This window comes from Pseudoalteromonas sp. QJM3NY_22 (genome assembly GCF_056173065.1).
The window spans coordinates 4218528-4232611 of record NZ_CM149655.1; the positions used below are offsets into that span (position 1 = coordinate 4218528).

Sequence of the window (14084 nt, forward strand, 5' to 3'; positions counted from 1 at the left end):
GAATTAGAGCGCTATGTTAGTTAATTTTTCCAAAATGCACGGCTTAGGCAACGACTTTGTTGTGATTGATAACATTACACAAAATGTTTTTTTGTCGCGAGATCAAATCAAAAAACTGGCAGATCGCCATTTTGGCATTGGCTTTGACCAATTACTGATGGTTGAAGCGCCGTACTCTCCCGATCTCGACTTTCATTATCGAATTTTTAATGCCGACGGTACCGAAGTAGAGCAATGCGGCAACGGCGCACGCTGTTTTGCCCGTTTTGTACGTATGAAAGGCCTTACTAACAAGCACAAAATTAGTGTATCGACCAAGTCGGGCAACTTAACGCTCTACATAGAAAAAGACGGTCAAGTAACGGTTAACATGGGTCACCCTAACTTTGAGCCAAGTAAAATTCCTTTAAAAGCCAGCAAGCGTGAGCTTACTTATATTATTAGAACGCAAGAGCACACGGTATTTAGTGGCGCGGTATCTATGGGTAATCCGCATTGTGTGCTGGAAGTTGACGATATCACTACCGCCCAAGTTGATATATTGGGTCCATTGCTTGAAAACCATGAACGCTTTCCGCAAAAAGCGAACATTGGCTTTATGCAGGTTGTATCGCAAGAGCACATTAAATTAAGAGTTTGGGAGCGCGGCGTTAACGAAACCCTAGCGTGTGGAACTGGCGCGTGTGCAGCAATGGTTATTGGTCATATTCAAAATAAATTATCAACAACCGTTCAAGTCGATTTGCCAGGTGGAAGTTTGCAAGTGCGCTGGAGTGGCGAAGGTCACCCAGTACGTATGACAGGCCCAGCAGAGCATGTATTCGATGGACAAGTCGCGCTATGACCGAGCTAAATAAAGAGCAAGTTATTGATTACTTGCAGCAACACCCTGATTTTTTAATTCAGCATCCAGAACTACTAGTCCAACTTGAACTGCAGCAGCAAACTCAAGGTGCAACATCGCTGGTACATATTCAACAACGCCAGCTACGCGAGCATAATACGCTTTTAAAAAACCAAATAGAGACCATGAGCCAACACGCTACTCAAAACGAGTTTGTTTATCGCTTATTTAGTCAATGTCATCGCCAGCTTTGGAGTAACTACGACTTCAATACATTAGCAAGTAACTTACAAAATATTATTTGCACAAACCCAACAATAAGCAATTGTAAATTATTAAAGTACAACAAAAATTATGATGAACTGATTGCTCACCGCCTAACTAATTCAAGCCATTATTTAGGCCGCATAGATCAACAAGAAAGCCTGTTGTTATTTAATGAAACAACACAATCAACGGCTATTTACTTAATTGGAGAGGCTGTAAACCCAATTGCCATATTGGCTTTTGGTAGCAATAATGCTAACCATTTTGAGCCCACACAAGATAATTTATTTGCTCTCGATTTTGTACGTTCATTACAACTACGTTTACTTGAACTAGCATGAGTGAAGACGCGCCTAACATTACCCAATTAAGCGACAATTGGCGCACACCCATAATGCTATTTAGCGACTATTTAAAGTTTGAAAAACAATATTCAGCGCACACAGTTAATCAATACGTAAGCCAGCTTAGCTTTGCAGCTCTTTATTTTAACAAATTATGTGATGACTGGTTTGGCGTGCAAGGCGAGCATATTCGCCGCTACAGCATGGCACTGCGTTCAAAACAATTAAGTGGCCGTACTATTAGCTTAAAGCTCAGCTGCATTCGCAGTTTGTATAAGTTTTTAAAAGCAAAAAACATTGCCGAGCAATCGCATTACCATAATCCGGCAGTGGGTATAAAAGGCCCTAAGTTTGCAAAGCCTTTACCTAAAAACCTCGATGTAGATCAAATGGCACGCTTGCTCGAAATACCCGACGACGAACCTCTCGCTATTAGAGATAAAGCAATGATGGAGTTGATGTATTCATCAGGGCTGCGTATAAGCGAGTTAGTTGGCGCTAACATGCAAGATATTAGCGCTGCCAATGGCGAAATTTTAGTGCGTGGTAAAGGCAATAAAGAGCGGTTAATTCCGGTGGGTAAAAAAGCGTTAGACGCATTAAAAAAATGGCTCACAATACGCCCTCAGTTTACAAAGCCCGATGAAATAGCCGTTTTTTTAAGTAGCCAAAAAAACCGTATTTCGATTCGCCAAGTACGCCTGCGTATGCAAGAGTGGGGAATAAAACAAGGTATTAGCTCGCAGGTTCACCCGCATAAGCTGCGCCACTCGTTCGCGTCACATATTTTAGAATCATCTGGTGATTTACGCGCCGTGCAAGAATTACTAGGGCACAGCAGTTTGTCGGCTACACAAGTGTATACGCATTTAGATTTTCAACATTTAGCCAAGGTGTACGACAACACTCACCCTCGTGCAAAAAAACGAACTGATTAGGTAAATAAAAATGATCCGATTTAATCGTGCTATTAAGCCATTTTCTGTCATGAGCTTTGATTTAGACGACACTCTTTACAACAATCACCCCATTATAAAAGCAGCGGTTAAAGCGCAGCAAGATTATTTAAATGCGCTCCCTAGCTACTTAGCCCAAGGCCCAAAATACTGGCAACAATGCCGCAATGAGGCCGTATTACAGTTACCTGAACTTGCTGATAACGTCACTAAATGGCGCCAACATACATTGCGCTTAGCCCTTTCTAAACTAGATTTGAATGAGGAAGAGGTAGAGCATCATGCCGATGCTGCCTACAACGCCTTTGCCGATGCGCGCAGTAAAATAGTAGTAACCGATGACGTACTAAAGCTGCTAGATAACTTAGCCCAGCACTTTACGCTGGTTGCTATAACTAATGGTAATGTTGAAATTGAACGCTTTAACTTACACGATAAATTTGAGCTAGTATTACAAGCAGGTATGCACGGTAAAGCAAAACCTCACAGCACCTTATTTGATAAAGCCGCCGAGCACTTAAACGTTGCTAAAAGTGAAATTTTACACATTGGCGATAGCCTAGATACCGACGTACAAGGCGCAAATAATGCCGGTTGCCAATCGGTATGGTTAAACGATCAAGACGCCAATTATGCTTATAAAGGGCTAGCTGATATTGAAATAGCCAATATTCATGCCCTAACGCGCTTTATTAAATAATACCAATTGCATTAAATAAGAGGTCACAATGAGCCACTATACCAAGCCAATTACCTTGTTATTAATTGGCTCACTTAGCCTTAACGCTTATTTATTGTGGCCGCAGCCCGCGCCAACCAAAGTACAAAAAACGCAAGGTACTGAAAAAAGCATATCGCCTAAACAGCAAAATACGCTATTAAATACGGCAAAGCAGCAGTTTAAAAAACACCAATTTGAAGCCGCACTTAGTAGCTATCAACAACTCAAAAGCAGCAATCCAGAAATCGCAATAAACCTTTATTCATCATGGCTGATACAGCTTAAAATATGGCTAAATAGCAATTTATTACTTAGCGAATCATTTCTCAATGCGCTATTAAATAATAACCCTTATAACGTAGAGTTACTTAATTTACAGGTTGAGTATTTAATAAATAGCGAGCAAACACAAAATGCCATTATTGCTTTATTTGAGCTTAATTCATTACTGCCGGCTGATCAGCAAAGTAACGTAAATACACGTTTAAATACGCTCACTCAAAACGAATTACACACATTAACTGAGCAACAAAATTGGCAAGCTATTATTGAGCAAACACAAATTTGGCTCGACTATAAAAGCGATAACGCACAGTTTTTATATCCGCTTGCGTATGCCTACTATCAGCAAGGCGATTTAATTAGCGCACAAGCAACCCTCGATCGAATGCCAAACCAGCACAATCTGAAAAGCCAAGTGCAAACACTGCAAGCTATGATCAATAAAGTACAATCGCAAGACGACTTCGTTGCTTTAACGCCTTACGGCGCGCACTACTTAATAAACACCGAAATAAATAATAATCTATCAACCGAACTAATGATTGATACAGGCGCAAGCGTAACCTCACTACCTACAAGTATAATTGAGCAAATTTCGCCACAACCTTTATATTTAGGCGATGTAACGGTAAACACAGCTAACGGTCAAATTGTTGTAAAACGTTATCAAATTGAATCGTTTAAAGTGGGCTCGCAAATTATTTATGGTTTTGAAGTGTTGAGCATTGAAAACACACGCGGACAAGGTTTGCTAGGGATGAACTTTTTATCGCGATTTAAATTCAATATAAATCAGCAAACAGATGAGCTAGAGTTGAGCGCTAAATAATTAAAAATCCAAAGGTAACACATGACACTAAATAACTATTTAAAAGCACTTGCTGAAAACCCAAAAAGCATTCAATTTACCGATACAATGGCGGTGATTGAAGCAAATTACGACTTTACTGCATGTGGCTTTAATAACCATGGATTACTTAGCGCTGCGAGTGAGAACAACGGCTCATGTAAAATTTTTGCGTTTGCTAAATTAAACGATTTAAGTAAACAAAATACGTTAGATTGCTTTGGTAAGTTTTACCGAGAAGACGTGCTGCAAAACCCAAAAGGCGATGATCACCTAAATATTCGCACTTTCATGTTAGCACCAGAGGCAACACCTTTTTTAGGTATTACCTTTGAAGGCGAGCCACTAAAAGAAAAATAGCCCGCAAAAATTAAAGTGGCTTTTCCATAAAGTAACGCGTACCTGAGCGTGGGTAATTATTAAGTTGATACTTAAAACTATAACCGCGCTTTTCGTAAAAAGGTTTTGCTTGAAAATCAAGTGTATCAAGCTGAGCAGTTGTAGCACCTAGCTCAATAGCAGCTTGTTCAAGTGCCGTTAGCAGTTTATCTGCAAGCCCTTTACCTCGCGCAATATCGCTACACCAAAGCCAGTTAATCATTAGCCAATTACCAAACACACACCCACTAATACCGGCAACAAGCTCGCCTTGCTCATCAGTAAATTTATAGCCTAGTGGCAGCCTTTGCGCATCAAAATGCTGGGCGTTAAATTCAACCATTTGCGCGCGAAGCGCTACGTTTAACGCATCAGTATTATCTGCTGTTAATTGATACATGTGCCGCCCTTAAAGCAGACATTGATCAGACCAATTTCAAAAATTTCGATTTAATTTAAACGCTTAATTCTCTTTAATTTGATAAAATAACATCTCAACTTTGAGGTGTATATGAATCTAAAAATCAAACGGTTAGACCATCACGGTATTGTTTCAGGTGTTATAGAAGACTTAAAAATTGTCAGCCTTTTAGATCAATACTTACCTCAAGACGATAAACAAGAAATCACCCCCGGTGAAGCTGTAAAAGGCATGATCATGAATGGACTCGGTTTTGCCAATCGACCTTTATCACTCAGCCCTCAATTTTTTACTAACTTGCCTCTTGAACATTTATTTCGTGAAGGGGTTCAAGCATCACATTTTAATCGTCACAAACTTGGTAGAACTCTCGATCAATGCTTCGAGTTTGGCTGTGAAAGCTTATTTTCATTAGTCTCCGGACAAGCATGTGAAATAGAACAAGTTGATAAAACCTTTGAATCACTTGATACAACGAGTCACTCACTGACAGGTGAATATGCTTTTGATGATGGAGATAGTGATGAAAACGTCATTAAAATTACTCATGGCTATAGCAAGGCTCACCGTCCTGATTTAAAACAAGTCGTACAAGAAATCATTGTTAGCCAAGATGGTGGGATCCCGCTTGCATGTAAAAACTGGGATGGTAACAGCGCAGACACCGCTATTTTTAAAGCGCGAAGTAAGGCGCTTGTTGACGAGTTCAAAAAAAGCCAAGCTCCTAAATACCTTGTGGCAGACTGTAAACTTTATCATAAAAGTAATGCTGAGTTTTTAACCAAAATTCAATTTCTCACGCTAGTACCTTCAACAATTTCTCTTGAAAAATCCTCTATAAGTACAGCCATAGCAGCCAACCAATGGGTTAATATTGATGATAACTATCAATATGTTGTTGAAGAGATTGAGCATATGGGGATAAAGCAAAGATGGATGATTATTTATTCAAAAGCAGCTAATAGCCGAGCACAAAAAAGCATTGTTCGACAAGTTGAGCGAGCACACACAGGCATCAAAAAAGACCTCTTCCATTTACAAGCTCAACGTTTCGCTTGTCAAACTGACGCACAACGCGCATTAGATAAATTAGCGAAAAAGATGAAGCATCATCAAATAGCGACTCAGCAATTTATTAAGCATAAAGTCTATGAAGGTAAAGGGCGACCTAAAAAAGATGCGCCAGTAAAAAATATTGAATGGCAAATCACGGCAGAAATTGAAGAAAACGAAAGCGCAATAAAACAGATTGTAGAACAAAAGTCATGCTTCGTATTAGCAACGAATATTGATAAAGAAGCCCTTTCACCAGTAGGTTTACTTAAGCATTACAAAGCACAATCTGAAGTAGAAAAAGGGTTTAGGTTTTTAAAAGACCCCTTGTTTTTTGTTTCATCATTATTTATCAAAAAGCCAAGTAGAATAGATGCTCTGTTGATGGTGATGACACTTTCATTGTTAGTTTATTCAATCGCGCAAAGACGAATGAGAGCGAATATGAAAAAAGAAAAAGCCACGATAGCGAATCAAATCAATAAAGAAATATCTAACCCAACATTACGTTGGGTCTTTCAGTGTTTTGAGGGAATTAATCTACTCCAGCAAGGCGACAAAATCAGCTTGGATGGTTTTGATGAGTTCAGGGAAAAGATAATAAGGCTCATTGGTGGACATGCGTTGCATTTATATAAAATCCAAAAAGTTGCCTAGGGGTCTGATCAATGCCTGTTAAAGAGCTGATACTAGCAAACTAGCTCAATCAAAACAGATTATTTTTTCCAAATGGGACTTCAAGCATATTACTGGCTGTTTTTTCGGGTTGACCGCACATTTCATCGTAAGCACTTGTATGGCGTAGCATCATTTGTGCATAGGCTATTTTTTCAAAACGCTTTTGAATATGCAGTGGACTTAGTGCTTTTATAAACTCACCATTTTCCTCTGTCACATAGTATTCGACATTATTTATAATTACAGAGACTTGGTATAATGCCATTTCAAGAGAATGCGCAACCACCTTTTGTAATGGCTCATGTTTCTTTAATTCTGAGAATTTCATACCCATAACAACCACCTTTTTTAAAAGTAACCTCATAGATACGCAGCTTTGCTATAATCGCGATCAAATTTTTATTAGCCGCTGGCGTCACACGTTATGATCACAAAAATCCGACTCGCTAAATATATTGCCCATGCAGGTATTTGCTCTCGTAAACAAGCATCGCGTTTAATTGATGAAGGTGTTGTGACTGTAAATAATCGCCCAGCGAATCATATAGATCACGTTGACGAGCAAGACACAATAATAGTGAACGAAAAAGAAATTAAAGGCGCGGCCGATTTAGTTTATTTTGCGTATCACAAGCCGGTAGGCATTGACTGCAAATTAAATATTGATGACCCTGCCAGCCTTATTCACCACTTGCCTACACTTACCCGTGTTTACCCTATTGGTCGATTAGATAAAGACTCTCGTGGTTTGCTTATTTTGACCAACGATGGGGATTTTTGTAACCAACTAATACATCCTGATTTCCACCAGCCTAAACATTATTTAGTCACCGTAAATAAGCCTTTAGACGATGCTTTTTGTAGCAAAATGGCAGCAGGCGTACCCGTTGATAAACACATATCCCTGCCTTGTGAAGTAAATAAAATAGCCAGTAATCAGTTTAGTATTGTTTTAAAACAAGGGCTAAACAGGCAAATACGTAAAATGGCGCATTACTGCGGATACAAAGTTATTGATTTATATAGATCGCAATTTAGTGACCTCACCCTTTCAAAACTAAACCTACCTGAAAACCAATATATACAAATTAATAAAACCGACATTTCAAAAATCTAATACCAAGTCACTTAACTACATCTCAAAAAGTTAAAAATAAACTTGCAATTATAGATTACAGGTGTAGTCTTTAATTAAAGATTACATTTGTAGGCAATAGCATGATTGAGTTATCAAAAGCAGAGTTTGACGTGCTCGACGCACTTTGGATTAACTACCCCGCCACCGCGAGCCAAATAATTGAGCGCTTAAGCGACGATAAGCAATGGCACGAAAAAACCATTAAAACCCTGCTAGGTCAACTAGTAAAAAAAGGCGCACTTACATTTGAAAAAGAAGGTCGCCAATATATTTATACTCCCTGTATGGAGCGCGCCGACTACACCCTAAAAGAAAGCCAAAACTTTATTGAGCGATTTTTTAGTGGGCGTATTGCGCCACTTGTAAGTGGCTTTGCTAAATCGGAGCAGCTTTCTCAGCAAGATATAAACGAGCTTAAAAAAGTTATAGATGACTGGGAGAAAAACCAAAAGTAAGGGGTTAACATGGTTATTCAAACTGGTTTTAATTGGTTGATTGAGCAGCAACTACTATTAAGTATTTTGTTTTGTGGATTTATTTTACTCGAGCGATTTGGTTTAAAAGCCCTTGGCTCGCGATTTGTATATAAATTAGCATGGCTATTACCTGCGGCATTGGTTATTGCTAATTTACCAAACGCAATTAAACCACTGCAAAACAGTAATATTAGTCACTACTTAATCACCCCCAACCAACCTTTTACAAACGAGGTAGGTATTAGCTGGGCGCTCATGTATCTACTTATTACCGCAGGGTTATTAATAGCTAGTTTTATTACACATACCCGTTTTGTTAAAAGCCTGCAGTTAACTGAGTTAACCCAATTTGAAGGCACTCTTACCGCTGATGTTAAAACTTACACCAGTCAACATGTAGCCACGCCAATGGTGATCGGGATTTTAAACAGTAAACTGGTGTTACCTAGTAACTATAATGCGCAATTCGATAAAGCCACATTAGCCCTTATTTTAGAGCACGAAAACGTACACATTAAACGCAAAGACAACCTAACAAACGCACTTATATTACTGCCTACTATTTTACTTTGGTTTAACCCACTAGCTTGGGCTTGTTACGCAAGCATGCGCCGACTACAAGAGCTGACTTGTGATGAACGGGTACTTGCCAATAAAACCACACAACAACACATTTTATACAGCAAAGCCTTAATAAGCTGTGCGGAAAATGCGCCCACAGGACTTATGGCTTATTCACACTACGGAGATAAAAAAACGATGTTACAACGACTTACTAATATAAAACACAGCGGAAAACATTCAAAGTTTGCTAAAGGTGGCTTATTACTTGTAGCAGCAAGTATGCTAAGTGGATTGGCGATTGCAAAGCAACCAGAGGCAATGACTAAAGAGGATCACATTTCACCGACAATGCGTATTGAACCCCTTTATCCGAAACAAGCAGCTCAACAAGGCATCAGTGGCTCAGTGGTATTAAAGTACGATATAACTCCCAATGGTGAAACCGCTAATGTTTCTGTTGTTAGTGCAAAGCCTGAAGCCATATTTGACCGTGAAGCTAAAAAGGCGCTAAGACAGTGGCAATATAAACCCTCATCAATGGGTTATCAAAACGTACTTGTACAGCTCGATTTTGCAATAAACAATGAAGTTGCTAATACCGATTTAATAGAGCGAATTAAAGTATCGCACTAACTTTATTAGATTTTTCAAGACTACAAAGCAAGCGCCCTTTTAGGCTGCTTGCTTTGTAGTTTTACGCTATAAAGTTATAAGCTCACCACAATCATGGCAATGGCTGACCCCAAACCAATAAACCACATAATTGAGCGAATAATATCAAGATTTAAGTAATAAAAAACACAAAATAAAACACGTGCAATAATATGTGTCATGGCAAGGGTTTCAGTCACTGCATTTGCATTGTTAGTACCTAAAACTACCGCAAGCGCGACCGCAAAAACAGCTAGCGACTCAAAGCAATTTTGATGAGCTGCCAAAGCACGTGCTCCCAAACCGGTTAATTGAGTTTGTTGTTGTCGAGGATGTTTATTATCGTATCCGCCGAGTTTATTTAACTCAATTACGGCAGGGATTCTAGCAATGTATGGCATTAATACAGCCAATAAAGCACAAACAATTAAAATAGTCATAGTGGTATTCTGAGTTATTGTTAATTAGATAAAATAACACAACCAATGTAAAAAAGCCGCCAGATGCGTTTTATGGCAAACTCTAGCGGCTAGCAATAACATCAGGCTTACTATAACTAAATTTATCTTCAATCTTGTGCGACATAATGTCGCAGATGATGAATATTCAACATCACGGTTAATGCATCGCTTTACTTCTCAAAGCTTGTTAACTTTACTGCCTTACATTTTAACGATGACGACCATGACCTGGATATTTTTCACTTTTTTAGCCGCCTTCATGCAAGCATGGCGTAATGCCCTGCAAAGTAAATTAAGTAACGATGTGAGTGTGGCTGGCGTAACCCTCTCTCGCTTTATTATCGCAGGCCCCATTGCTGCCGTGTATTTATATGGTTTGTATCAATACCAAGATACAGCCATGCCTACGTTTAATAATGCCTTTTGGGGATTTATTGTAGGCGCAAGTGTGATGCAAATACTTGCCACTGGTTTAATGGTTAAGCTATTTAAAATGAATAATTACGCCGTAGGTGCTGGGCTTGCCAAAAGCGAGGCGTTAGTAGCTGCCATTTTAGGTGTATTATTTTTTGGCTCGGCACTTTCTTTACTCGGTTGGCTTGGTGTGTTTTTTGGCGCTATTGCCGTATTGCTACTCAGCGGCATAACAAGCGTTAAACACTTTAATGCTAAAACAGCATTACTAGGACTGGCTTGTGGTACTTGCTTTGCACTTACATCGCTGTGGGTACGAGAAGCAAGCTTAAACTCAGGATTATTATTTCCTCACTCAGCAGCTTGGGTTTTGCTGTTTGTAATTAGCCTACAAACACTAATACTACTGGGCTATTTATTATTAAAAGAGCCGCAAACACTTAGTAAACTGTGGCAATACAAAGGTACTACAGCCGCAATTAGTGTTTTTAGTTGTATCGGCTCTATTGGCTGGTTTAGTGCAATGAGCTTACAGCACGTTGCTTACGTTAAAACACTTGGACAGGTTGAAGTGTTTTTTACCATGCTAATTGCTGTGCTTTGGCTAAAACAACCGCTTAAAAAGCAAGACACCGCAGGCTTAATCCTCATAGCCATTGCCGCTGTTTTGGTTATGTTGCCGAATTAAGGGCACAAAAAAGCGCAGGCTTTTATACCTGCGCTGTTATAATTTTTTATAGCTTTAAGAACTGATTCTAAGAGCTGATTTTTAGGGTTATCACACCACTAATAATCATTAATACTCCCGCAATACGACCAAATGTAGCGGCATCGTTATAAAACAATATCCCCACCAAAAACGTACCTGCAGCGCCAATACCTGTCCATACGGCGTATGATGTGCCCATTGATATTTGCTTTTGCGCAAGCCACAACATAAAGCCACTAGCGACCATAAATGCCACAGCTATTGCTATACCCTGCCAGCGAGTATCATCGTTTTGCGAAATTTTTAAACCTATCGGCCAGCCAATTTCAAGTAACCCAGCAATAATTAAGTACACCCACGCCATTAAACGTCTCTCTTTTTCAAAATAACTTCGTATAAATCTTCGCGGCGATCTTTTAAGTTACGCACCGTGCCTTCGCTGTGAAGAATTTTAAGTTTATCCATATCAAGATCGCTAAATAATAGCATTTCGGTGTTTGGCGTGGCTTCGTTAAGTGTTGCATCGTGCGGGAACGAAAAGTCCGATGGCGTTAATACAGCTGATTGCGAATACTGCACATCAAGGCTTTCTACTTGTGGTAAGTTACCTACCGAGCCCGCAATAACCACATAACATTCGTTTTCTATTGCACGCGCTTGTGCACAATGGCGCACACGTAAATAACTATTTTTGGTATCGGTCCAAAATGGCACAAACAAAATATCTAAACCTTGTTTGGCCAATATGCGTGAAAGCTCAGGAAACTCTACGTCATAACAAATTTGAATACCTACACGACCAGCATCGGTATCAAACACGGCAATTTTATCGCCGCCTTGAATAACCCAATCGTTTTGCTCATGCGGGGTAATATGTATTTTACGTTGCTCGTCTATTTTACCGCTGCGGTGGCATAAATAACTCACGTTATAAATTTTATCATCTTCGGCAAGTGGCATAGAGCCTGTAATAATATTGGCGTTGTATTCTATTGCCATACGCGACATGGCATTTTTAAACGTTTCGGTATATTCAGCTAAATAACGAATTGCTTCAGTTTGGTTGCTTTGATTTCCTAAGCCCATTAATGGCGCGTTAAAAAACTCAGGGAATAGTATAAAGTCACTTTTGTAGTCAGATACGGTATCTACAAAGTATTCAACCTGCTTTAGCATTTCTTCAACCGATTCAACACAGCGCATTTGCCATTGCACAGCACCCACACGCACAATTGATTTAGTTGACTCAAGTACCGTGTCGGTTGGCTCATACATAATGTTATTCCACTCAAGTAAAGTGGCGTAACCAACTGACTCTTGATCCTCTGGTAAGTACTTTTTAAGCAAACGCTTTACCTGAAAATCGTTAGATAGCTGAAAGCTTAAAATAGGATCGTATAGCTCTCTCTGATCTACTTTTGCAATGTATTCCATTGGCGTCATTTCACTGCTATGATTGTAATAACGTGGAATACGACCACCCGCTAAAATAGCGCGTAGGTTATATTGGCGGCACAGTTCTTTACGGGCATCATAAAGGCGACGACCTAAACGCATGCCTCTGTGAGTTTCGCTAATGGCAACATCTAAGCCATATAGTGCATCGCCGTCGGTATCGCTAAATACACGGTCGTGACCATCTGCAATGTCTTCGTATGTATGCGGGTTTGAAAAACGTGTGTAATCAACTTGTACGCTCAGCGCTAAGCCCACCAGCACGCTGTCATCTACAATACCTATTTGCCCTTCAGGAAATTGGTCTATTAACCTAAAAATGGTATGACTTGGCCACGCACCACCTAAGTCGGGATACGCTTGATCCATCAAGGTCTTAATTTGCGGATATTGCTCTCTGGTTAAGTTACAAATTTCAAGATGGGTTTTTTCTGCCGACATACACAACTCCTTTAGGCATAAGAAAATAAGAGCCAAATGTACGCTCGATTAAATCAAGAATACACTCAGCTTTGTATCATGTTTTTTACTTTAGATGTACTACTTTAAACTGCGATAAAAAAGTGTGGTTACTTTCTCTTTTGGTAACCAGCCTGCGTATTCAAGACCAAGTTCTGCCAATGGATCGGCTTTAAGTACTTGCTCTAAGCTTGCATTATTTTGCATTGCTTTTAGCATTACGCCTTTCGCGTTTTGAACTAGCTTACCATACGCTATCAGTCCTGAACGGTCACTTACCTTGCCGTGTCCTGGTATTACTTTAGTGTTGTCGTCAATTTGATTAACTACATCGTTTACTGCCGCTAAAATACCATCAACGCTGCCGCCGCTATCTACATCAACAAACGGTAAGCTGCCAAAATTAAAGTAAATGTCGCCCATGTGCACTATGTTGTCGTTACTGAAAAAGATAACTGAGTCGCCATCGGTGTGTGCATGTTCATAATGCACCACATGGGCGTGTTCGTTATTGAAATGCAGTTTTAAATCGTGACCAAAGCTAATGCGGGGTAAAAAATCGGACCCTTCTCCATGCTTTTCTTTTAAGCGTTTATGTACGTTGTCGTGCGCTATAACGTGCGCGCCCGCTTTAGCAAAGTTCTCGTTGCCACCGGTATGATCGCCATGATGGTGCGTATTAATAACAAACTCTGCGCTATCTGGTTTTAAATCGCTAATGGTTTTTTTGATGTCGTCTGATAACTTGGCAAACTGATCATCAATAATATATATGCCATCATCGCCTACACTTGCTGCAATATTACCGCCTTGCCCAAATAGTACGTATACATGGTCACTTAATTTTTGTGCTGTTACTGGACCTTCATCTGCTTGCACTGCTGTACTTAGTAATAAACCTGTTATTAATGCGGGTAATATTTTTTTCATTTTAGTTCTCTGTTGTTTTATTAGTAATTATATAGA

Annotated in this window: 17 protein-coding genes; 11 read left to right on the top strand and 6 right to left on the bottom strand. The window is 39.6% G+C overall.

From position 1 onward, the window contains the following. The first annotated feature begins 13 nt into the window (after positions 1 to 13). From dapF to AC0VZ4_RS19510, 6 genes are read left to right on the top strand one after another with little or no spacing between them, the layout of a single operon-like run. Complete coding sequence (gene dapF / locus AC0VZ4_RS19485; RefSeq protein ID WP_007377332.1) at positions 14 to 844, top strand: diaminopimelate epimerase; 831 nt, start codon at positions 14 to 16, stop codon at positions 842 to 844. After that, complete coding sequence (locus AC0VZ4_RS19490; RefSeq protein ID WP_096793964.1) at positions 841 to 1452, top strand: DUF484 family protein; 612 nt, start codon at positions 841 to 843, stop codon at positions 1450 to 1452. Before dapF ends, AC0VZ4_RS19490 begins: the two co-directional genes overlap by 4 nt. Then, a complete protein-coding gene (locus AC0VZ4_RS19495) occupies positions 1449 to 2393 on the top strand; it encodes a tyrosine recombinase XerC (protein ID WP_096793965.1) in 945 nt (314 codons plus the stop codon). The genes AC0VZ4_RS19490 and AC0VZ4_RS19495 overlap by 4 nt, the downstream gene beginning before the upstream one ends. Positions 2394 to 2403: 10 nt before the next feature. Beyond that, positions 2404 to 3111: an HAD-IA family hydrolase gene (locus AC0VZ4_RS19500; protein ID WP_337150434.1), complete on the top strand. Its 708-nt coding sequence runs from the start codon at positions 2404 to 2406 to the stop codon at positions 3109 to 3111. 28 nt (positions 3112 to 3139) lie between these two features. After that, positions 3140 to 4243, top strand: a complete 1104-nt coding sequence (locus AC0VZ4_RS19505; protein WP_096793967.1) for a retroviral-like aspartic protease family protein — start codon at positions 3140 to 3142, stop codon at positions 4241 to 4243. A gap of 21 nt (positions 4244 to 4264) precedes the next feature. After that, positions 4265 to 4621, top strand: a complete 357-nt coding sequence (locus AC0VZ4_RS19510; RefSeq protein ID WP_024592619.1) for a HopJ type III effector protein — start codon at positions 4265 to 4267, stop codon at positions 4619 to 4621. A 10-nt stretch (positions 4622 to 4631) separates the two neighbouring features. On the opposite strand, the gene AC0VZ4_RS19515 is transcribed toward AC0VZ4_RS19510, so the two are convergent. Next, complete coding sequence (locus AC0VZ4_RS19515) at positions 4632 to 5039, bottom strand: GNAT family N-acetyltransferase (protein WP_475440481.1); 408 nt, start codon at positions 5037 to 5039, stop codon at positions 4632 to 4634. 111 nt (positions 5040 to 5150) lie between these two features. On the opposite strand from AC0VZ4_RS19515, the gene AC0VZ4_RS19520 reads away from it, so the two are divergent. After that, positions 5151 to 6770: an IS1634 family transposase gene (locus AC0VZ4_RS19520; protein ID WP_475439728.1), complete on the top strand. Its 1620-nt coding sequence runs from the start codon at positions 5151 to 5153 to the stop codon at positions 6768 to 6770. A gap of 49 nt (positions 6771 to 6819) precedes the next feature. On the opposite strand, the gene AC0VZ4_RS19525 is transcribed toward AC0VZ4_RS19520, so the two are convergent. Further along, positions 6820 to 7125: a DUF6482 family protein gene (locus tag AC0VZ4_RS19525; RefSeq protein ID WP_007377325.1), complete on the bottom strand. Its 306-nt coding sequence runs from the start codon at positions 7123 to 7125 to the stop codon at positions 6820 to 6822. A gap of 90 nt (positions 7126 to 7215) precedes the next feature. Here AC0VZ4_RS19525 and AC0VZ4_RS19530 point away from each other — a divergent pair, with 90 nt between their 5' ends. From AC0VZ4_RS19530 to AC0VZ4_RS19540, 3 genes are all read left to right on the top strand, one after another. Next, positions 7216 to 7908 (top strand): pseudouridine synthase, encoded by a 693-nt coding sequence (locus AC0VZ4_RS19530; RefSeq protein ID WP_096793969.1) that lies wholly within the window; start codon positions 7216 to 7218, stop codon positions 7906 to 7908. A 101-nt stretch (positions 7909 to 8009) separates the two neighbouring features. Continuing rightward, positions 8010 to 8384 (top strand): BlaI/MecI/CopY family transcriptional regulator, encoded by a 375-nt coding sequence (locus tag AC0VZ4_RS19535; protein ID WP_475440482.1) that lies wholly within the window; start codon positions 8010 to 8012, stop codon positions 8382 to 8384. A gap of 9 nt (positions 8385 to 8393) precedes the next feature. Next, on the top strand, positions 8394 to 9602 hold the full coding sequence (locus AC0VZ4_RS19540) for a TonB family protein (RefSeq protein WP_475440483.1): 1209 nt from the start codon (positions 8394 to 8396) through the stop codon (positions 9600 to 9602). Between the two features lie 74 nt (positions 9603 to 9676). Here AC0VZ4_RS19540 and AC0VZ4_RS19545 read toward each other — a convergent pair whose 3' ends face one another. Then, positions 9677 to 10060, bottom strand: a complete 384-nt coding sequence (locus AC0VZ4_RS19545; protein ID WP_007377321.1) for an MAPEG family protein — start codon at positions 10058 to 10060, stop codon at positions 9677 to 9679. A 244-nt stretch (positions 10061 to 10304) separates the two neighbouring features. On the opposite strand from AC0VZ4_RS19545, the gene AC0VZ4_RS19550 reads away from it, so the two are divergent. Continuing rightward, complete coding sequence (locus AC0VZ4_RS19550) at positions 10305 to 11183, top strand: DMT family transporter (protein ID WP_337151603.1); 879 nt, start codon at positions 10305 to 10307, stop codon at positions 11181 to 11183. A 67-nt stretch (positions 11184 to 11250) separates the two neighbouring features. Here AC0VZ4_RS19550 and AC0VZ4_RS19555 read toward each other — a convergent pair whose 3' ends face one another. From AC0VZ4_RS19555 to AC0VZ4_RS19565, 3 genes are all read right to left on the bottom strand, one after another. Then, a complete protein-coding gene (locus AC0VZ4_RS19555; protein WP_007377319.1) occupies positions 11251 to 11568 on the bottom strand; it encodes a DMT family transporter in 318 nt (105 codons plus the stop codon). After that, on the bottom strand, positions 11568 to 13100 hold the full coding sequence (locus tag AC0VZ4_RS19560) for a carbon-nitrogen hydrolase family protein (RefSeq protein ID WP_007377318.1): 1533 nt from the start codon (positions 13098 to 13100) through the stop codon (positions 11568 to 11570). The genes AC0VZ4_RS19555 and AC0VZ4_RS19560 overlap by 1 nt, the downstream gene beginning before the upstream one ends. Positions 13101 to 13199: 99 nt before the next feature. Next, entirely contained in the window at positions 13200 to 14048 is an 849-nt protein-coding gene (locus tag AC0VZ4_RS19565) for an MBL fold metallo-hydrolase (protein WP_475440484.1), read from the bottom strand. Between the last annotated feature and the right edge of the window lie 36 nt (positions 14049 to 14084).